The sequence below is a fragment of the Allorhizobium sp. Av2 genome (assembly GCF_021462805.2).
GTDB classification, from domain to species: domain Bacteria; phylum Pseudomonadota; class Alphaproteobacteria; order Rhizobiales; family Rhizobiaceae; genus Allorhizobium; species Allorhizobium vitis_G.
Window position 1 is genome coordinate 264,728 of the sequence record NZ_CP192696.1, and the last position, 19,095, is coordinate 283,822.

19 protein-coding genes and 1 tRNA gene are annotated in these 19,095 nt (G+C 56.6%); 5 read left to right on the forward strand and 15 right to left on the reverse strand.

Annotated features, from left to right (window positions below; genetic code table 11):
* Positions 1-8: 8 nt before the first annotated feature.
* From FS819_RS01260 to FS819_RS01295, 8 genes are all read right to left on the reverse strand, one after another.
* Positions 9-629 carry a Maf-like protein gene (locus FS819_RS01260; RefSeq protein WP_156548680.1) on the reverse strand — a complete coding sequence of 207 codons (621 nt, stop codon included), beginning with the start codon at positions 627-629 and terminating at the stop codon, positions 9-11.
* 16 nt (positions 630-645) lie between these two features.
* Positions 646-864, reverse strand: a complete 219-nt coding sequence (gene infA, locus FS819_RS01265) for a translation initiation factor IF-1 (protein ID WP_004435948.1) — start codon at positions 862-864, stop codon at positions 646-648.
* A 121-nt stretch (positions 865-985) separates the two neighbouring features.
* Entirely contained in the window at positions 986-1,489 is a 504-nt protein-coding gene (locus tag FS819_RS01270) for an arsenate-mycothiol transferase ArsC (protein ID WP_156548678.1), read from the reverse strand.
* 10 nt (positions 1,490-1,499) lie between these two features.
* Positions 1,500-1,973, reverse strand: coding sequence for a UPF0262 family protein (locus tag FS819_RS01275; RefSeq protein WP_156548676.1), 474 nt, complete (start codon positions 1,971-1,973; stop codon positions 1,500-1,502).
* A gap of 3 nt (positions 1,974-1,976) precedes the next feature.
* Positions 1,977-3,275 (reverse strand): histidinol dehydrogenase, encoded by a 1,299-nt coding sequence (gene hisD / locus FS819_RS01280; RefSeq protein WP_234624950.1) that lies wholly within the window; start codon positions 3,273-3,275, stop codon positions 1,977-1,979.
* A 38-nt stretch (positions 3,276-3,313) separates the two neighbouring features.
* Positions 3,314-3,769, reverse strand: a complete 456-nt coding sequence (locus tag FS819_RS01285; RefSeq protein WP_156548674.1) for a DUF2948 family protein — start codon at positions 3,767-3,769, stop codon at positions 3,314-3,316.
* Between the two features lie 99 nt (positions 3,770-3,868).
* The gene (murA, locus tag FS819_RS01290) at positions 3,869-5,161 is read right to left on the reverse strand and encodes a UDP-N-acetylglucosamine 1-carboxyvinyltransferase (RefSeq protein ID WP_156548672.1); all 1,293 of its coding nucleotides are present in this window, start codon (positions 5,159-5,161) and stop codon (positions 3,869-3,871) included.
* 149 nt (positions 5,162-5,310) lie between these two features.
* Complete coding sequence (locus tag FS819_RS01295; protein WP_060716451.1) at positions 5,311-5,544, reverse strand: hypothetical protein; 234 nt, start codon at positions 5,542-5,544, stop codon at positions 5,311-5,313.
* A gap of 150 nt (positions 5,545-5,694) precedes the next feature.
* On the opposite strand from FS819_RS01295, the gene FS819_RS01300 reads away from it, so the two are divergent.
* Both FS819_RS01300 and FS819_RS01305 read left to right on the forward strand, forming a co-directional pair.
* Positions 5,695-5,769 (forward strand) — tRNA-Thr (locus FS819_RS01300).
* A 46-nt stretch (positions 5,770-5,815) separates the two neighbouring features.
* Positions 5,816-6,202 carry a GNAT family N-acetyltransferase gene (locus tag FS819_RS01305; RefSeq protein ID WP_156548670.1) on the forward strand — a complete coding sequence of 129 codons (387 nt, stop codon included), beginning with the start codon at positions 5,816-5,818 and terminating at the stop codon, positions 6,200-6,202.
* 297 nt (positions 6,203-6,499) lie between these two features.
* Here FS819_RS01305 and FS819_RS01310 read toward each other — a convergent pair whose 3' ends face one another.
* The 5 genes from FS819_RS01310 to FS819_RS01330 all read right to left on the reverse strand — a co-directional run bounded on the left by FS819_RS01310 (position 6,500) and on the right by FS819_RS01330 (position 12,062).
* On the reverse strand, positions 6,500-7,765 hold the full coding sequence (locus tag FS819_RS01310; RefSeq protein WP_156548669.1) for a KpsE/RkpR family capsule polysaccharide export protein: 1,266 nt from the start codon (positions 7,763-7,765) through the stop codon (positions 6,500-6,502).
* A gap of 38 nt (positions 7,766-7,803) precedes the next feature.
* Positions 7,804-8,457: an ABC transporter ATP-binding protein gene (locus FS819_RS01315; RefSeq protein WP_015914929.1), complete on the reverse strand. Its 654-nt coding sequence runs from the start codon at positions 8,455-8,457 to the stop codon at positions 7,804-7,806.
* Between the two features lie 2 nt (positions 8,458-8,459).
* Positions 8,460-9,671 (reverse strand): KpsE/RkpR family capsule polysaccharide export protein, encoded by a 1,212-nt coding sequence (locus FS819_RS01320; RefSeq protein ID WP_156548667.1) that lies wholly within the window; start codon positions 9,669-9,671, stop codon positions 8,460-8,462.
* Between the two features lie 214 nt (positions 9,672-9,885).
* A complete protein-coding gene (locus FS819_RS01325) occupies positions 9,886-10,857 on the reverse strand; it encodes a glycosyltransferase family 2 protein (RefSeq protein WP_156548665.1) in 972 nt (323 codons plus the stop codon).
* Positions 10,854-12,062: a glycosyltransferase family 4 protein gene (locus FS819_RS01330; RefSeq protein WP_197434196.1), complete on the reverse strand. Its 1,209-nt coding sequence runs from the start codon at positions 12,060-12,062 to the stop codon at positions 10,854-10,856. The genes FS819_RS01325 and FS819_RS01330 overlap by 4 nt, the downstream gene beginning before the upstream one ends.
* Before the next feature lie 327 nt (positions 12,063-12,389).
* Between FS819_RS01330 and FS819_RS01335 the strand changes: the two genes are divergently transcribed.
* On the forward strand, positions 12,390-14,015 hold the full coding sequence (locus FS819_RS01335; RefSeq protein WP_156548661.1) for an ABC-F family ATP-binding cassette domain-containing protein: 1,626 nt from the start codon (positions 12,390-12,392) through the stop codon (positions 14,013-14,015).
* 91 nt (positions 14,016-14,106) lie between these two features.
* Here the strand turns inward: FS819_RS01335 and FS819_RS01340 are convergent, their stop codons facing one another.
* Complete coding sequence (locus tag FS819_RS01340) at positions 14,107-15,003, reverse strand: MurR/RpiR family transcriptional regulator (protein WP_156548659.1); 897 nt, start codon at positions 15,001-15,003, stop codon at positions 14,107-14,109.
* A 265-nt stretch (positions 15,004-15,268) separates the two neighbouring features.
* Here FS819_RS01340 and FS819_RS01345 point away from each other — a divergent pair, with 265 nt between their 5' ends.
* Both FS819_RS01345 and FS819_RS01350 read left to right on the forward strand, forming a co-directional pair.
* Entirely contained in the window at positions 15,269-17,443 is a 2,175-nt protein-coding gene (locus FS819_RS01345; RefSeq protein ID WP_156548657.1) for a TonB-dependent siderophore receptor, read from the forward strand.
* A 128-nt stretch (positions 17,444-17,571) separates the two neighbouring features.
* Positions 17,572-18,450 (forward strand): DUF6030 family protein, encoded by an 879-nt coding sequence (locus FS819_RS01350; RefSeq protein WP_156548655.1) that lies wholly within the window; start codon positions 17,572-17,574, stop codon positions 18,448-18,450.
* 199 nt (positions 18,451-18,649) lie between these two features.
* Here the strand turns inward: FS819_RS01350 and FS819_RS01355 are convergent, their stop codons facing one another.
* Entirely contained in the window at positions 18,650-19,093 is a 444-nt protein-coding gene (locus tag FS819_RS01355; protein WP_015914935.1) for a BspJ family T4SS effector nucleomodulin, read from the reverse strand.
* Positions 19,094-19,095 lie beyond the last annotated feature (2 nt).

Consider the following 19,095-nt stretch of genomic DNA (forward strand, 5'->3'; position numbering starts at 1 on the left):
TGGGCTGCTTATCCTTCCGACCAGCGGGCCTGCACGTCCATGCCTTCGCCTGCCAGCAATTGCACGGTTTCATAAAGAGGCAGGCCGACAACATTGGAATAAGAGCCGACCAGTTTCTGTACGAAACTACCGGCAATGCCCTGGATGGCATAGGCACCAGCCTTGCCACGCCATTCACCGGACAGAATATAGGCATTGATGTCCGCTTCCGACAGACGCTTGAAGCGCACCTTGCTTTCCACCACCTTCTGGCGGATCTTGCGATCCGGCGTAATCAGGCAGACACCGGTAAACACCCAGTGATTGCGGCCGGAAACCAGATTGAGCGCGGCAACGGCCTCATCGCTATATTCGGTTTTCGGCAGCACCCGACGGCCAACGGCAACCACCGTATCGGCCGCCAGGATGAAAGCGCCTTTCCAATCCGCTTCGTCAGCACTGGCCTCCAGCGCGGCTTTGGCCTTGTCGGTTGCCAAGCGGCGTGCCAGCGAGCGCGGCTGCTCGTTCTTCAATGCGCTTTCGTCCAGATCCATCGGCATCAGCCGATCGGCTTCCAGACCCACCTGCCGCAGCAGTTCGACGCGGCGGGGGGAGCCTGAAGCCAGGATCAGCTTGCGTTTGCCGGCCATAGGCGGCTCCTCGCCGTTACTTGAAGCGATAGGTGATACGGCCCTTGGTCAGGTCGTAGGGTGTCATTTCCACCAGGACCTTGTCGCCAGCCAGCACGCGGATGCGGTTCTTGCGCATACGGCCAGCCGTATGGGCGATAATTTCATGTTCGTTTTCGAGCTTCACCCGGAATGTGGCGTTCGGCAGCAGTTCCGTAACGACACCGGGGAATTCGAGGACTTCTTCTTTAGCCATTGATGCCTTGTCTTTCTGTGTGTTTCGTCGAGGCGGCTACCGCCCCGGTCAAAATGTGGCCGGAACCTACACAATCACTGGGCTTTTGTGAACCTTGTAGATCGGGCTTTTCGAATTTGTTTCAAACGCCGCCAAGCGGGCTTGTTCCGGGCCGTTTGAAGCGCTGTTCGATCAGCACCGCCAGCCGGTCTCGCACCTCGCGATAGGCGGCCAGTTGCTGGTCGCGGGTATCGGCCTCAATGGTTGGGTCATGCATAGGCCAATATACCACCTCAACGGAAGAGGAGCGAGTCAGTTCCAGGGCGGCATGATGCGCTTCGGGAGCCAGAGTGACGACGAGGTCGAAAAAGTTATCCTCCAGCTCGTCCAGGGTCTGAGGCTGGCGCTTGCCGAGCGAAAGTCCGATTTCATCCAGTACCACATCCACGAAAGGGTCGCGCTCGCCATGTCGCACGCCCGCCGAGGCAATATAGACGCCTGACGGCAGCAACCTCTTGGCAAGGGCCTCTGCCATGGGCGAGCGCACGGCATTCATGCCGCAGAGGAACAACACGGAGTGGGGTATGGCCCTCTCTTGGCTGTGATCGGCGCCGATACCGGCAGGGTCTTGGGTCGGTTCGCTCATGCCGGACGCCTCAGCCGCGCCAATACAACACGCAGACCAGCGTGAAGAGCCGCCGTGCACTGTCGAAATCGAGATTGATCTTGCCTTTCAGCCGGTCTTGCAGAGTTTGCGAGCCATCGTTGTGAATGCCGCGCCGCCCCATGTCGATTGCTTCGATCTGGCTGGGCGTGGAAGAACGGATCGCCTCGTAATAACTTTCGCAGATCATAAAATAGTCTTTGATGATCCGCCTGAGCGGCGTCAGCGACAGGATATGGGTGGCGACAGCCTCGCCCTCCTGCGTGGTGATGGTGAAGACCAGCCGGGCATTCACCAGGGACAGGCTGAGGCGATAAGGTCCACCTGGATGACCGACCGGCTCGAAAGAGTTTTCCTCGATCAGATCGAAAATCGCCACGGCCCGCTCATGCTCGACATCGGGCGTCGAGCGCCCGATCGTCTCATCGAGAACGACATCGAAAAGCTTGAAGTCGCCCTTGGCCATCAGCTATTCCTCAAGATTGAGCCGGATGGCGACGGATCGTGCATGGGCATCCAGCCCCTCGCTCTTGGCCAGAGCAATCGCTGCCGGGGCCAATTGCCTAAGCTGTTGCGGGCCGAGCCGCAGAATAGAGGTGCGCTTGACGAAATCCAGAACCGACAGGCCGGACGAAAACCGCGCCGAACGGGCCGTGGGCAGAACGTGGTTGGAGCCGCCAACATAATCGCCGATCACCTCCGGCGTATGGCGACCGATGAAGATCGCGCCAGCATTGCGAATGCCCGCCATCAGCGTATCGGGATCGGCGACAGCCAGTTCCAGATGCTCGGCGGCAATGCGATTGGCAAGCGGCACGGAAGCGTCAAGGTTTGGTACAATGACCAGCGCACCAAAATCCTGCCAGCTAGCGCTGGCGGTCTCGGCCCGGCTCAATGTCTTCAGCTGACGTTCGACGGCAGCCTCAACCGCTTTGGCAAAATCCGGATTGTCGGTGATCAGGATCGATTGAGCCCCCCGGTCGTGTTCGGCCTGCGCCAGCAGATCGGCGGCAATCCAGTCCGGGTCATTGTCCTTGTCGGCGATGACAAGCACCTCCGAAGGACCGGCGATCATGTCGATGCCGACTGTGCCGAACACATGGCGCTTGGCGGCGGCCACATAGGCATTGCCGGGGCCGACGATCTTGGCGACCGGTTCGATGGTTTGCGTGCCATAGGCGAGCGCGGCGATGGCTTGCGCGCCTCCGATCCGGTAGATTTCCGTCACGCCCGCAATTTTTGCCGCAGCCAGCACCGTGGGATTGATAGCGCCGCCAGAGGCAGGCACGACCATGACGACGCGCGGCACGCCAGCAACGCGCGCAGGTACGGCATTCATAAGCACGGAACTTGGATAGCTTGCCGTGCCGCCCGGCACATAGAGACCAACGGCATCGATGGCGGTCCAGCGGGAGCCGAGACCGACGCCGATGGCGTCTTCGTAGATATCGTCCTTGGGCATCTGGCGGGCGTGGTGACGCTCGATACGCTCTGCGGCAAGGTGCAGCGCGTCGATCAGCGCGGGCGAAACCTCGGCAAAGGCGGCATCAATTTCAGCTTCGGTGACGCGCATGGGCGTGATTGTGAAATCCAGCCCATCGAACCGATGCGAATATTCCGCCAAGGCGGCATCGCCGCGCGCCCGCACATCGTCGATAATGGTTTTGACGACTGCGTTTACATCCTCGGACACTTCCCGCTTGGTGGTGAGAAATGCGGCAAACCGCGCTTCGAAATCGTCCGATGCCTGCTCAAGCCAAACTGCCACTGCGCCTTATTCCTTCTCTGCGGCCTGCCTTATCTCCATCAGGCTCCGGGATGCCGGGGCCTTGATGTGGTTTCCCACGCGCCGCCGGTATCTGCAAGCTGTACTTCAATGCATTCAACATCCAAAGCAATGGTGGCGCCCGCCGCACACACCAGTTCCACCCGGCCTTCCGGGCCATCTTCTTTGGCTCTGAAGGTCACAGCCAGCAAGTTCATCACCTGGTCCTTGTCCGTCTGGCTTATGCCGATGGAGCGCACTGCCCGCACCCGTTTGATGGTGAGTAAGGCACGGCGGCGCTCGAAGCTCTTGGCGCGGCGAAATATTCCGCCGCCTTTTCCGGCTTTTTCCCAGACGAAACGGTTGACGGCGACGGAAAACACACCGGACTTTGCCGCATAATCCACATCGGCTGGCTTGAACACCGCATCCTGCATATGGGCAGAGAGAATGGCGAGATCTTCCTCGTCCAGCGATAGAAGCTTGAGATCAGTCATGCGCATGGCCCCGCTATTGCAATTGCTCTTGCAGATAGGTTGCCCGCCGTCATTAAGCAACGGGCAGCCTTGCTTGAAGAGCTTGAAATATAGGCGTGGTCAGTCGCTGATTCGTTCCACAATCGCACCGCAGCGGGTCAGTTTTTCTTCCAAACGTTCGAAGCCGCGGTCCAGATGATAGACACGGTTGACCAATGTCTCGCCCTCGGCGGCAAGACCGGCGATGACCAGTGAGACAGAGGCGCGCAGATCGGTCGCCATGACCGGCGCGCCACGTAGCCGCTGTACGCCTTCGATACGGGCCGTCTGGCCGCTGAGGGTGATCTTGGCGCCGAGCCGTGCCAGTTCCTGCACATGCATGAAGCGGTTTTCGAAAATCGTTTCCGTCACATGCGCCACGCCCTGGGCGCGGGTCATCAGGCCCATGAACTGCGCCTGCAAGTCAGTCGGGAAGCCCGGAAAAGGCTCGGTGACGATATCGACCGGGCGGATGGCATCGCCATGTCCGATGATGCGAATGCCATCCTCGATGGCAGTGACTTCGGCACCAGCCCGACGCAAAGCTTCGACGGCGGTGTCGAGCAGGGTGATATCGGTGCCTTCCAGCGTCACGTCACCGCCGGTCATGGCGACGGCCATGGCATAGGTGCCGGTTTCGATCCGATCCGGCAGAACCCGGTGGCGAGCACCAGACAGGTTGGTGACACCTTCGATGGTGATGGTGGCTGTGCCTTGGCCAGTGATTTTCGCGCCCATGGCGTTCAGGCAATTGGCCAGATCCACCACTTCAGGCTCGCGTGCGGCATTGTGGATCACCGTTGTGCCACGTGCCAGCGATGCGGCCATCAGCATGACGTGGGTGGCGCCAACGGAAACCTTGGGGAATGTATAGCTCGCGCCAATCAAGCCGCCCTTCGGGGCTGTGGCGTCAATATAGCCACTGTCGATCTCCATTGTGGCACCCAGCGCGCGCAGACCGTCGATGAACAGATCGACCGGGCGTGTGCCGATGGCACAGCCGCCGGGCAGTGAGACGCGGGCCTTGCCCTCGCGCGCGAGAAGCGGGCCGATCACCCAGAAGCTGGCGCGCATTTTGGACACCAGCTCATAGGGCGCATTGGTATCGACTATGGTGCGGCAGGTGAAATGGATGGTGCGGGAATAGCTGCCGGATTGGCGCTCGCGCCGTCCATTGACGGCAATATCGACGCCATGATTGCCCAGAATGCGCAACAGTAGTTCAACATCGGCCAGATGTGGCACATTTTCCAGCGTCAGCGTGTCGCTGGTCAGGAGCGAGGCGATCATCAAGGGCAGGGCGGCGTTTTTTGCGCCGGAAATGGGAATGATGCCGTTAAGGGCGTTTCCGCCGACAATCCTGATACGATCCATAAAGAGTGATCAGGGGGCAAGGCCTGCCCCCGCCTTTCTTGGTTTGAAGAGTGTGTCGCGCCATGACAGCAATGAGTGGCACTGCAATGCACGCGGTGTTTAGAGGAAAACCGCCAGCCGTTCAATTCGCCGTTTAACGTTTCGCTGTTTCACGTCTCAGTGTCATCCGGTTGGGGCAAATGTGCGGCGGGCAGTCCATCTGTTTCATCGGCGCCGCCAGCCCGGCGCGCCCGCGCCTGACTTTTGCGGCGCATCAGGTTTTCCCGCAATTTCTGCGCCGCCCGTTCACGCCGACGCTCCGCCTGCGCCTGGGTGTTCAGCGCAGCAATCCGCTTGGCTTCTGCCACGCGCTCGGCCTTGGATGTATCGGTCTCGTCTGTCATGGCGGCGTCATAGCGCAAATGTGGATAAACCGGAAGATAGGCAAGGTTTTGCTATTTTATTCGCCCAACCACGTTTTGCTGCTTGCGCGCCCCGTCATCCTGTGGCAATAGCCCACTCGTTCCGCAGCGGCACAGTCCGCTTCGCCAGATGCTGCTATAGCTCAGGGGTAGAGCACTCCCTTGGTAAGGGAGAGGCCGAGAGTTCAAATCTCTCTAGCAGCACCATTATATCCCATTGAAATCATTTGAGCCCTCGCGTTGTGGTGGACGAATGGTGATACTCCGAATCGATCCGTTTCCATCCGAAGACGAGCTGAATTTACTTTGGCTCAAGGCTTGGGGCAGCTCTGATCGAAAAGAATTCGCCAGTGTCCTATTGCGTAGCCTTACGCATATTGGGGCTTATGCAGATGATCGGCTCGTCGGTTTCGTAAATGTCGCATGGGACGGAGGAGCGCACGCCTTTATCCTGGATACCTGTGTCGATCCTAAGCTACGAAGACAGGGTATCGCCACTCGCATGGTGGTTGCTGCCACAGATGTGGCGCGAGAGCGTGGAGCAAAGTGGTTGCATGTCGATTTCCAACCGCATCTGACTTCGTTTTACCGAAATTGCGGTTTCAGGCATACCGAGGCAGGACTTATGGAGTTGAAATGAGACGCTCCGCCTGACTGGACGCTTCCCGCTAAACCTCGTGCCTCCATTGGAACTCTTCTCTCTGCCCTGCGGCACAATAAGTGGAAAATTCCCGATCCAAATGGCCTAAGTTACGGGCACGGTCACAGGAAAGAGAGGTACGATTAGAAACCCCAGTCCGTAATTGAAAATGCGGCTGCGGATGTCTCTCATGATGACAGCGTGCATCACGTCTATTTTTTGTTTCAGCGCCGTCTTAGCGCGGTTCACTCAATCGGTCCTGCCCTGTCCTTCACCATGCCGCGGCAAAGCCTGAATTCAGTCGAGCTTCTTGCGAACAAACAGCACTGTTCCGCAAGCTGCGCCACAGATAGCGCCAAAGGCCAGCAAACTCAGGAACAGGTTCAGACCGGTACTTGGATATTTGTTGGTGTCAGGCAGTGTTGAATCGGTAAAACTGTCAAGATAGACAAGTTGCAGAGAGCTGACCAGTTTCACCTTTTCGAAGTCGCTAATTGCCGATTTCATTCGGCTCTCTGCCATTTTCAGATCAAGGTTTAGCTTGTTGAATAGGCTTGAGTAATCGGCAAGATTCCCGTCGGTACCTGTCGAAAGGCCCGCAGTTTTAGCCTGCATGCTTTTGGATTGTTCCTCGAGGCCGGCGATACGCCTGTCGATCTCAGCCATCTGCGGAGAACTCGCACTGACGCTCTGGCTGAGGGCCATGCGACGGCTTTTCAGATCAGCAATACTCGATTCGATATTGGTCAACACCGTAATGATGCTGTTGGCCGACAGATCCACATCGAAAACGCCTGTTTGATTCTGCGTATCGCGAAGCTTACCGCGCAGCTCACTGACTTCCTTCGTCGCATTGTCCACGTCGCGCTGTGTCGAGACCAGAAGGTCATCCCACATTCCCGAACTCAGTTGGTTGATCTGCTGCTCGGAAAGCTTCAGCACCAATTTTGACAGGTCATGCGCTTCTTGTGGTGTGAAAGCGGTGACCTCCAACTCCACAATGCCGCTTTTCGCGTTTACCGAGGCACTATATCGCTTTTTCCAGTATTTGAGGATGTCGTCCTGGGTGGCGTCACTTCGAAGCCGAGAAAACCAATCAATGTCGTCTCGACCATAAATTTTGTGAAGATCGACAGATTTTTGCAAATCCTGGATGACCGCCGGGCTGCTGAGATAGTTCAGAAGGATGGCGGTGTCCTGAACAATTTTCATCTTTGGTTCGACAGCATCGCTCGAATACCGATCGCGAGACAGATAAGGAACGGAGGAACGCACGATGAACCGTACTTCTGAAGCATATCCGGGGCTTGCAAGAAACGCATAATAGAGGATGCTGCCACTCATCGGCAAAACGAATGTCACACCGATAAAGATCATCAAGATGACGGCAAAAACCCGGTCGCGCGTGCGAGGTGCTAGACCTGCAAGCCGGTAGAGATTGCGGCGGCTTCGGTTTTCGAATGTCAGGGCGCGCGCATAGGAACTCAGCGCAGAGGCCAGTTTTTGGCTGCGCGCAAGCACAGGAGGCAGGTCTGCCTCCAGCATTTTCTTGTCGTCCGTCACTGTTTTCTCTGACACGTCTTCCACTTTTCCTGACAACCCTAGCGATTCAGTCGCATATATGTGGCGATACCCTCTTCGACACTATCAAATTGCACCATATGACCGTCAATTAACACAAGAGCGACATCGCAATAATCTTTAATCGTGTCCATGTCGTGGGAGATCATGATGACATCGGATTTTGTACGCCTTGCCCTGAAGGCTTCACGACAGCGTCGCTGGAAATTCGAGTCGCCGACAGCGGTGATTTCGTCGACAAGATAACAATCGAACTCGATAGCCATGGAAAGACCGAATGCAAAGCGTGCCATCATCCCGGACGAATAGGTGCGCAATGGTTCGTTCAGGTAGCTGCCAATTTCGGCAAATTCAGCCACAAAGCGCAACACCCGGTGAAAATCCTCGCCATAGGCCCTGGCAACGAATTTCAGGTTTTCCTTTCCGCTCAACATATGGTTCAGGCCATTGGCAAAGCCAAGCGGCCAGGAAACGCGCACCTGTCGATGGATGCGCCCTTTATTGGGAAGTTCCGCGCCTGATATCAGACGCATGGTGGTTGACTTCCCGGCGCCATTCACCCCAAGCAGTCCATAGGACCGCCCGGCAACAAACTGCATGCTCTGATTGCGCAGGATAAACCGGCGATGCGCCGCTGTCTTGTAATATTTCGTCACGTTCTCAAGGGTGATCATCGTCAGGCCTTATGATCCTCGATGGACATCCAGACCAGCGTTGCCGTCATCCAAAGCGTGAAGAGGCCAGCAGTAAGAATGAGCCATGCGGAAAAACGTTCAGGGTATTTTGACTTTTCCGGCGCGTGTGAATCCGAGAAAATTGAAACGAATGTGGTTCGTTTCAATGCCGTCGATTTTGCAGTATCGAGATTTTTGACCGTCGCTTCGTAAAGCGCCTGGGTTACGATCCTGCGGGTCTCCAGCCTTGAAAACTCAATCATGCTGGTTGAAAGCTGCGTTGGATCGTTGCTGTCCTTGCCCGCCAGGCTGTTCTGGCGCAGTTGTATCTGATCGTCGATCGCCTGGATTGACCGGCGAAGCTCTCGTCCACGCGCCGTATTGTCCGCTTTGGCGGCTTCGAGGGATTTCAGGTCGACCGTCAGGTTCAACTTCTGCTCGGTCAGTTTCGAAATGATCGTGCTGACCATTTTTGCCGAAGAAACCGGATCGAGAATGCCTGTCTTGTTTTGATATTCTCGCAGATCGTCCAGCGCCTTGCGATAGTCTTCTAGGCTGCCGATCAAGTCGTGTTCGACCCGATCAACCAGGTCGCTCTTGGCCTTGTCGGAAATCTTGCTGATCATTTCATCGGCAGCGGCGAGGGCCGCCTTGGATATGCTGACTGAATCCTCTGGCGAAAAGGCTCGAACGGTAAAAATGATGATTCCGGACGGGCCATCGACATAGGTATCGACATGCTGCATCCAGTATTTATGAAGGTCTTCGGATGTGGGCTCGCTGGTCAGCCGCGATAGCGGGTCAATGTCGTCTTTCAAGAAAAAATTGCGCAGCCCGATTTCGGTGTCGAGCTTCCTGACGATTTGAGGCGATTTCAGATAATTGGCGACGATATAGGAATCCTGAGTGAGCGAATCGCCACCGATAATCGAGCGGCCTTCTCTTTGCTCCGACGTGTCGAACCGTTCGCTGACGCCGATGGTGCGGACAACCATGCGGGTCTCGGAAATATACTGGCCGCTGGCAATCAGAGAATAATAGATCGCGGCAAAAACGCTCGGCACCAGCACGAAGGTAATAAGAGAGTTTTTCTTGGTGAAAAACAGGCCAAGCAGCGTCCCGACAATACCTTTTTTAGACAGGCTGGGGGTGCCGGCTTGTCCTCGATTGGTCTTTTGGGCATCGTGAACGGGAAAACCGACTTCAAGGCTCATATTGCGTTCCTGTTGGCGCAAGCGATGCGGAAACATCCTTTGTCCGTAACGGTCATACCCTTTTGCTCATATATTCTCAATTGCCTCGTTTCAACAGGCAACAGCCATGGCCGTTCTTAGACCAATCCCGCCTATTTTGCTGATATCATCGGTAGATATGGCGTTAACGTGGCATGATAGAAATTGTAATGTCACATTTGCGTTTCCGGATGATCTAGGACTTGAACAGCCTGTTATCAAGCGACAGGCGGTCCGTTAGAAAACCAGGAAGCTTTTCGTGATTGGCACCAAGACAGTGCCCGGCGACCAGCGCGATGCGTTGCGTGGCCCGTTTCAGCCTGTCCTTGAAGGTAATGGTGCCATAGGCGGGATCGATCGTCTGGCGAAAAGCCTGATAGGTAAACTTACCCATCCCGGCCAGAGCCTGGCCCAGGTTCGGTGATAGCCGATAGCCAAAATACCGGGTGAAGTTGCGGGATTCGTCGAAAGCCCGGCGAAGCTGTTCGATGAAACTGTAGTCATGGGAATGATAGACCACTGCGTCCGGCGCATAGGCTTTCCAATAGCCGGCCTCGATAATGCTTTTCGCCCATAATTGATCTTCGGCAAACTCCACATCGGGGTAGGGAAACCGTTCCCATACGGATTTGCGCATCAGGGAATTATTGTCTGAGTAAAAATGCAGCAATTGCCGCCAGCCTTCATCGGCCTGATAGCGGGCCGGATCGAGTTCTCTGTGGACAACAAGCGGATGATGAAGGAAGCCTCGGAAATGCTGGTCGAGATCGCTTTTGGTAAAAGGCGACGCGGTATCGTAGGCGATATGGCGCCCGAACACGCCAGCGATCCGGGTATCCTGTTCCGCGACCGCGACCATGCGCGCCAGCCAATGTTCATCGACAGGCTCTGCGTCATGGGTGAGAAAGGCCACGAACTCGGCATCTGCGGTCTCAATGCCGAGATTGCGGGTCTTGCCATGGCCGAAGTCACGCGGATCGATTTCGATCAGCCGGACCCGGTCCAGACTTCGCAGATAGTCTTTTGTGCCATCGCGAGAGCCTGAATCGATGACAATGATCTCATAGGGCCAGGGTGTTTGCTGGTGAAGCACCTTTTCCATCACCTTCGGCAGGACCGCCATGGCATTCTTGGTCGGGATAACCACGGCGCAACGGTATTTCGTCATGATTGCGACCCCTGCTGGGCGCCGTGGGCCACCCGTTCCCGGATTGCGGCCTCAACGAGACGCGCCGATTTTTCCCAGGACAGGTCCTTCACATAATCGAGGCCGCCTTGCCTTAGACGCTCACGCTCCTCAGGCTGTTTGAGCAGGCGCTCGATCTGATCGGCGATGCCCTCCGGTGTCGGTTCGGCGAAGGCCATGACATTGTCGGGAAAGATCGAGCGGACGGTATCGAGATCGAGATCGATGACGGGAAGTCCGCAGGCCATCATTTCCTTGTTCACCAATGAATGATTGGTGGCTGAAAACACCACGCCAACCGTTGCCTCACGATAAAGCTCCGCCAGTTGCTCACCCTTCAAAATGCCAAGATCGCGATAGGGAAAGTCAACCTTGAGCTTGCCCAGGGGCCAGCCGAAGAAATCGACTTCAAAATCGACATTGCGCTCTCTCAGAATGTCGAGGGCCATGAAGGCAAGTTCGACAGCGCGGCGTGGTGTGACATAGCGGGCATAAAGGGCAATGCGCTTGCTGCGTCGCTCCTTCGTACCGGTGCCGAGATTGTAGATGTCAGCATCATAGGCCAATGGCCAGGACGTCGACCATCGTCCATATTCCTGCGACATGCGCTTGTGCAGCCAATCGCCAGCGCACAGACAATCAAAATCGAAACGGTAGGTTGCTTCCGTCAGCAGGGCTTCCGTACCTGACGGATAGAAGGACGGCTCGTAATCCTGAACAAAATAGAACTTGCGGGTAAATTGCTGCATGGCGTTGACGGGATAGCAGGTAAAGCGATCCGTCGCGATCAACGCATCGCCTTCGGCCTGCGGGGTTGCACCTTTGAACAGATCGAGCAATCCGGAAAACGGTTGAAAATGGCTATTGATCGTTTCGAGAGCGGCCTCGGCGGTTTTATGAACCGTCGGATTTTGCACCAGGAAGCGGACATCATGGCCAAACCGTTCCAGATAGCTGGCGATGCGGAAAATCGTCATGTGGCCGCCCGCTCCGGGTTTGAAGTCCGGGATGACCCAGGTGATGCGAAGCCGCGACATCGACATGCTCTCCACCGGCGGGGATCCGCCTGAAGGCTGGTAGCTTACAAAGGACTTGAGGTAGTCGATCTGCCGTTCGATTGGCGTCTTTTTGTACTTGGCCGGACCCAGAAAAGACCAGAGATACCGGGCTATAGACGCTAAATTCACGAGGGCAGTCTCCTTAGGCTTTCCAGCTGGCAGCTTCGACGTGGAATGATTATCTGCTTTCGACCACGATTTTCCAAAGGTCATCGTCAGTCCATGCTTGCCTTTATCACAGGGATGATACGAGAAACCAGCCTGCAAAAAACGTTGGAATTGCGGATATATCAGGCATTTGGCGGATTTGAGACGTGTCCGGCCTTTTTGACAGCGGGCAATAGGCACGCACTTATCCGGCTCTCAAGCCTGCCGCCTTGAGCCGAAATGGGCGCGACAGGGCGCGCAAGTCATGCCATAAGGCGCGCAAAATCATCTTTTCCGGGCTGAAGCGACATGATCCGCATTGAAAATATCTCCAAGCAGAACAGCCATCGCCTGTTGTTCATTGAGGCCTCCGCCGCGCTGAACAAGGGGGAGAAGATCGGCTTGGTCGGACCGAACGGTGCGGGCAAGACCACGCTGTTTCGGATGATCACAGGTGAGGAATTGCCCGATGAAGGCCAGGTCGCGACCGAAAAAGGCGTCACCATCGGTTATTTCAACCAGGATGTCGGCGAAATGTCCGGGCGTTCGGCGGTCGCCGAGGTGATGGACGGGGCAGGGCCGGTCAGCACCGTTGCGGCAGAACTGCGCGAATTGGAAGGCGCCATGTCGGACCCAGACCGGATGGATGAAATGGATGCGATCATCGAGCGCTACGGCGAGGTGCAGGCCCGTTACGAAGAGCTGGATGGCTATGCGCTGGAGGGCCGGGCGCGCGAGGTGCTGGATGGGTTGAGTTTTTCCCAGGAGATGATGGATGGTGACGTCGGCAAGTTGTCCGGCGGCTGGAAAATGCGCGTGGCACTGGCGCGTATTCTGCTGATGCGGCCCGATGTGATGCTGCTTGACGAGCCGAGCAACCATCTCGACCTGGAAAGCCTGATCTGGCTGGAAAGCTTCCTGAAGAATTACGACGGCGCCCTGCTGATGACCTCGCATGACCGCGAATTCATGAACCGGATCGTCACCAAGATCATTGAGATCGATGGCGGTTCGCTGACCAGCTATTCCGGTGACTATGGCTTTTACGAGGGCCAGCGCGCCCAGAATGAGAAGCAGCAGCAGGCGCAATTTGAGCGTCAGCAGGCGATGCTGGCCAAGGAAATCAAGTTTATCGAGCGGTTCAAGGCGCGCGCCTCCCATGCGGCCCAGGTGCAGAGCCGAGTGAAGAAACTCGACAAGATCGACCGGGTCGAGCCGCCGCGCCGCCGCCAGACGGTGGCTTTCGACTTCCTGCCCGCGCCGCGCTCCGGCGATGACGTTATCAATATCAAGAATGTCCACAAGGCCTATGGCAGCCGGACGATTTATCAAGGCCTGGATTTCATGGTTCGCAGGCGCGAACGCTGGTGCATCATGGGCATCAATGGCGCTGGAAAATCGACGCTGCTGAAGCTGGTTGCTGGCACGACCGAGCCGGATCAAGGCACGGTCAGCATTGGTGCCAGCGTTAAGCTCGGCTATTTCGCCCAGCATGCCATGGATGTGCTGGATGGAGACAGCACTGTATTGCAATGGCTGGAGGAAAGCTTTCCAAAGGCAGGGCAGTCGCCGCTCAGGGCATTGGCCGGTTGCTTCGGCTTTTCCGGCGACGATGTCGAAAAGCGCTGCCGGGTACTGTCGGGCGGTGAGAAGGCCCGGTTGGTGATGGCGGCCATGCTGTTCGACCCACCAAATCTTCTGGTTCTGGACGAACCGACCAACCATCTGGATCTCGACACCAAGGAAATGCTGATCAAGGCATTGTCTGCCTATGAGGGCACCATGCTATTTGTCAGCCATGACCGGCATTTTCTGGCCGCTCTGTCCAACCGCGTCCTGGAACTGACGCCGGATGGCATCCATCAATATGGTGGTGGTTATACAGAATATGTGGCGCGCACCGGCCAGGAAGCGCCGGGCCTGCACGCGGCATAATCTACAGCGAACCTTTGTGCGCCATATAATACGAAGAGTCATTGAAGATGGCTCTTCGAGCCTTGATATAAGGCGCACGGGGCAGTAGCAGTTACCCGCGCTTGTCGGGGCGAATGGTGCTGCGCAGCTCCACCAGCCGGTTCAGCGTTTCCAGCGTCCGTTCCGGTTTGAGAGCGGAAAGCGCCAGCGCCAGGGTTTCGATTACCACCAGAGAGGGCGCATGCAGCGCCACATGCTCGCTTTTGGCGCGCGGAACGACGAGGCTGACGCTGGCGTGCTGGCGCAGCACGCTTTCGGTCTGTCCCAGCACCAGGATCAGCGGTATGTCGAGCCGCTTGGCCTCGGAAATCACCGTCATGGCTTCGCGATGCGGACGGCCATGCAGCAGCATGACCAGGACATGGCCGGTGCCAAGCCCGAGCAATTGTTCGGCCAGCGAAATTCCTGTGGTGTTGAGAGCGTAAGAGGGAAAGCCGGAGCGTGAAAACAGCCTTGCGCCATAACTGGCGATAATGCCGGATGCGCCGATGCCGAAAACCCCGATGGCGCGGGCCTCGGCCATCAGCAAAGCTGCCTTGGAAAGGGCGGCGCGGTTTTCCGGGCTTGCCAGCGCCGCCAGCGCAGTCTGCTGATTTTCCAGCACGAAATCCACGGCAGCATCGCTATTGCCGCTGATGTCATCGGTGGTCGCCGCCATTTTCTCGATGGGGGAATCGGTCTCGCCCAGATAGGCTTTCAGCGTTTCCTTCAGGTCGAGCAGGCCGCGAAAGCCCAGCGCCTGAATGGCGCGGATCACCGTTGCGTCGGATGTGCTGGTCTCGAAGGCAATTTCCAGCGCCGATTTGCTCAACACCGCATGGCGATGGCCATCGATATAATCGGCGACGGTCAGCAGACCAGGTGACAGCTGATCGCGGCGCTTTTTCAGCCGCTCGCCATACCGGTCGATGCGCCGTGATTTGCCGGTCCGTTCGACTTGCCTGCCCATTGCTTGGCTATGCTCCTGATCCTGTAGTAGTCGCCCGCATTCAGTGTCCAAGCCGGGCTTTTCTCCACAAAAACCGTTGAATACCAGCCGCAAAGGGCAGGCTTTCCACCCGGTTTTCCACCCATATGCCGCTTTAGCGACCTTTTTGCCCGACAGCTATGGGGTTTTAAAGTTGACTACTACATTCATCAATTGGAAAAGCCCAGAGAACAAGCGGATGACACTGTAATTTGGGGGTAAGGCTGTGGGGCGAGCGGCAAGACTGATGCGTGGCACCAGACAGATGCGTGACACCGGCAAAAGCCGTGGTCGGATGATAGCGGCGCTGTTGCTGGCATCCGTCGCTTTGCCAGCCTGGGCCGAAGATACCTCCGGCCAGGCCGGGGATACGGCTGGCACGACAGAGCTTCAGACCATTACGGTGACGGACAAAAAATCGACGCGCGGTTATCAGCCCCTGTCCACCAGCACCGCAACCCGTACGGATACGCCGCTGCTGGATGTGCCGCAGGCGGTCAATGTGGTGAGCGGTGAAGTCTTGAAGGACCAGGGCGCTCGCTCGCTGGACGATGCGCTTGCCAATATCAGCGGCATTACCCAGGCCAATACGTTGGGCGGAACGCAGGACGCAGTCATCCGCCGTGGCTTTGGCGACAATCGCGACGGTTCTATCCTGACTGATGGGATGAAAACCGCGCTGCCATTTTCCTTCAACGCCACCACCGACCGGGTCGAGGTGTTGAAAGGCCCGGCTTCGACGCTTTACGGCATTCTCGATCCCGGCGGCATGGTCAATGTCGTCACCAAAAAGCCGGAGGACGTGTTTTCCGGCGAGGTCTATAGCAGTGTAACAGGTTATGGCGCTGGCAAATATGGATCGACCTCCGGCCTGGATGTGACCGGTCCAATTTCAGGGACCGACTTTTCCTATCGTTTCATCGCGGAAGGCCAGAAGAGCGATTACTGGCGCAATTTCGGTGAGACCAAAAAGTGGATGGTCGCGCCATCCTTGAGCTGGAGTGGCGAGGATACCGAGGTTACCGTCTCCTATATGCATGACGATTACAGCGTGCCCTTCGACCGTGGCACGATCTTCGATCTGACCACCGGCCATGCGGTTGATCTGAGCCGTCGCACCCGGCTGGACGAGGCATATAACATTACCGATGGCACATCGGATCTGGCCAAGGTGTCGATTGACCGGCAGTTGAGCGACGACTGGAAACTTTCACTGAACTACGCCTATAGCCGCAACGAATATTCCGACAATCAGGCCCGCGTCACCGGCTATAACTCCGCAACCGGTGCCGTGACGCGCCGCGCCGATGCCACGCAATATTCCACCAGCTACAATCATGCGGTCAGGGCCGACCTGACCGGAGAAGTCGAGATCGGCGGTTTGCAGAACGACCTGCTGTTTGGCGTTTCCTATGATTACAGCGATACGCTGCGCACCGACATGCTGCGGTGCGCCAATTCCAGCAATTTCAACATTAACAATCCGGTTTACGGCAATCTGGCGCAATGCAGCACGGTTTCTGCTTCCGACAGTGATCAGACGGAGCAATTGTCGACGGCCTCGGTCTATATGCAGGATAGTTTGCATTTGACCGACCAATGGATATTGGTCGGCGGTCTGCGCTACCAGTATTACGATCTCTATGCGGGCAAGGGGCGGCCCTTCAATGCCAATACCGACAGCAATGGCGATGCGCTTATTCCCAATGGCGGTATCGTCTACAAGCTGACGCCGCAGATATCGCTCTACGCCAATGCGGCCCGAACCTTTCGGCCCCAATCATCGATATCAAGCTATTATGGCAATCTCGACCCGGAGGAGGGGACATCCTACGAGATTGGCAGCAAATTTGAGCTTCTGGACGGCTTGAGCGCCAATGTCGCGCTGTTTTCTGCGCGTAAGAAAAATGTCGCCTATTCCGAGAATATTGGTGGTGAAAGCGTGGTCAAGACGGCGGGGCTGGTGCGTTCGCAGGGCCTCGAGGTCGATGTGGCTGGTCAGTTGACGGATCATTGGCAGGTAATTGCGAGCTATGGCTATACCGATGCCAAGGTTCTGGAGGACCCGGATTATGCAGGCAAGCAATTGCCCAATGTTGCCCGCCATACCGGCGCCCTGTCCGTGGCCTATGATGTCGGTGACATCGGCGGCGATGGGAACAGGTTGAAGGTTGGTGGCGGCATCCGCGCTGTGGGCAAGCGGGCAGGTATCAACAGCAATAGCTATTTTCTGCCCGGTTATGCGGTCGTCGATCTGTTCGCTGCCTACACATTCAATTTCGAGCGGCCACTGACGCTTCAGGTGAATCTGAAGAATATTTTCGACAAGACCTATTATACATCATCGATCGGTTCGACCAATTACGCCAACCAGGTTGGAGAACCCTTCAATGTCACGGTGAGGGCCAGCGTCAAATTCTAAGGTTTGTCAGGGAAAAGTGCCTATCGGTTTTCTCCGAGAAATCTTCGTGCGGCGGTTTGCGTCATCATATAGTTCTTTGCAAGGAATTTTGTGGCATAAGCCAATTGTGAAGAAGACCGGACCTATGGATGCAGCAGCGTGTCATCCCTTCGGGCCATAAAAGGCCGGACGGAAGCCTGGAAGCCCACCGCATGCGGCGGCGAGGGCTGAGGCTGTTTGCCGTGATTTTTCTGTTATTCTGTTGCAGCATCGCTATCGCGGTGTTGACGGCAGACGATCAGCGCCGGCTCAATCAACTGATCGAGAGCGTCAAAGATGTCCTGCCCTGGCAAAGCCGAGAGGAGCCGGAACCGATCGTGTTGCGGGGGAAACGCCTTGCCTCCGCGCAGATGCCCTCCGAGCAGGTGATGGTGCCTGCCCGGTTTTTCGACATGCCGCCGCTGCTCGACATTGCAGCGCCGGTGCGCAAATTTCGTATTTCCGGCAAGACGCTTTGTGCCCAGATCAAGGCTGCGGGCCTGGGGGCGGCCGATTGGGTCCAGAACCCTTTCTCGCCCGGGATTTTCAATTGTATCGCTGAAACCAGTCTGCCCGCCACAAAGCCGGATGGCGACGCTCCCTCATTCTTCATGGTGGTGCGGGGGACACCGGATGGCCAGATAACCCAGATCAGGATCAAGGTCATCGAGGTCAAATCCAGCCAGCAGATCTGGCAGCGGTATGATGCTGCCCTCGATCTCATTCTCAACGCCAGTCGATGGCCGGATTTTGCCGGTGATTTTGACCGGATGCGCTCACTTGAACCCTTCGAGGCCAATCATTTCGGTATATCGCTGAAATTCACCAAGGAATTCATGGGGCCGGAGCGCTACAACATCATCTTCATGCCCGAGGATGACGGAGAGCTGGAGCGGCGCACGAGAGTCACTCTGAATGCGCAGCCAAGCCTGAAGACGGCGCCTCTGACAGCCAGTTTCTGGCCCAGACAGGTCTTGGGAGGGAGATAAGCTTTGGAAACCGGGAAAAGTTTGGATGCAAGGCGCTGACGGCGCGTTGGGCCAGGATGAGATACTGCCAGGTTCAGTGCCGAGCGCCACATACGGCGCACGGCACTGTATAATTTCGAATATCTTAAATGCCCCAGGGGTTTAGATATTGATATATAGAATACCCAGGGTCATCAGCGATGACTCTGGGTATAATCCCTTACATGACAAAACTTGGTGCCGGGAGATTGGGCACGAAGCGGGCTTCATTCATGCATTGCGCCAGAAGGGCGGTGTTTTCATGCGGATCAGCCGATGGGTTCTTGAAGGAGATGTGGTTGATCTCCAAACCGGCATGGTCGTGGCTCAACGTCAGTTGCGCATAGATGGTGATATCGCGCGGTTTGATTTCGAGGTCCAAAACCACTTCAGGCGTCTCGCCCCAGTCCAGCTTGTATTCGCCTGCGGCACCGAAATTGACCGTGCCGGGATGAAAGTAAAGCTCAGCAGCAGAAGACACGAGATCAGCAATATTACCGAAAAACTCCAGACGGATCAGCGATATCAGGTCCGCCGCATCCAGTAACCGCAGTTCTGAGGCGACGGGGCTAATAGCTTGTGCAACTATTTTTTCGCGTTCAGTCGTATATTTGCATTTTTTCATGT

Coding starts and splice junctions, on each gene's coding strand:
- FS819_RS01260 (WP_156548680.1), bottom strand. CDS start 629: ATGGCCGGCAAACGCAAGCTGATCCTGGCTTCAGGCTCCCCCCGCCGC.
- infA (WP_004435948.1), bottom strand. CDS start 864: ATGGCTAAAGAAGAAGTCCTCGAATTCCCCGGTGTCGTTACGGAACTG.
- FS819_RS01270 (WP_156548678.1), bottom strand. CDS start 1,489: ATGAGCGAACCGACCCAAGACCCTGCCGGTATCGGCGCCGATCACAGC.
- FS819_RS01275 (WP_156548676.1), bottom strand. CDS start 1,973: ATGGCCAAGGGCGACTTCAAGCTTTTCGATGTCGTTCTCGATGAGACG.
- FS819_RS01285 (WP_156548674.1), bottom strand. CDS start 3,769: ATGACTGATCTCAAGCTTCTATCGCTGGACGAGGAAGATCTCGCCATT.
- murA (WP_156548672.1), bottom strand. CDS start 5,161: ATGGATCGTATCAGGATTGTCGGCGGAAACGCCCTTAACGGCATCATT.
- FS819_RS01295 (WP_060716451.1), bottom strand. CDS start 5,544: ATGACAGACGAGACCGATACATCCAAGGCCGAGCGCGTGGCAGAAGCC.
- FS819_RS01305 (WP_156548670.1), top strand. CDS start 5,816: ATGGTGATACTCCGAATCGATCCGTTTCCATCCGAAGACGAGCTGAAT.
- FS819_RS01315 (WP_015914929.1), bottom strand. CDS start 8,457: ATGATCACCCTTGAGAACGTGACGAAATATTACAAGACAGCGGCGCAT.
- FS819_RS01320 (WP_156548667.1), bottom strand. CDS start 9,671: ATGAGCCTTGAAGTCGGTTTTCCCGTTCACGATGCCCAAAAGACCAAT.
- FS819_RS01325 (WP_156548665.1), bottom strand. CDS start 10,857: ATGACGAAATACCGTTGCGCCGTGGTTATCCCGACCAAGAATGCCATG.
- FS819_RS01335 (WP_156548661.1), top strand. CDS start 12,390: ATGATCCGCATTGAAAATATCTCCAAGCAGAACAGCCATCGCCTGTTG.
- FS819_RS01340 (WP_156548659.1), bottom strand. CDS start 15,003: ATGGGCAGGCAAGTCGAACGGACCGGCAAATCACGGCGCATCGACCGG.
- FS819_RS01345 (WP_156548657.1), top strand. CDS start 15,269: ATGCGTGGCACCAGACAGATGCGTGACACCGGCAAAAGCCGTGGTCGG.
- FS819_RS01350 (WP_156548655.1), top strand. CDS start 17,572: ATGCAGCAGCGTGTCATCCCTTCGGGCCATAAAAGGCCGGACGGAAGC.
- FS819_RS01355 (WP_015914935.1), bottom strand. CDS start 19,093: ATGAAAAAATGCAAATATACGACTGAACGCGAAAAAATAGTTGCACAA.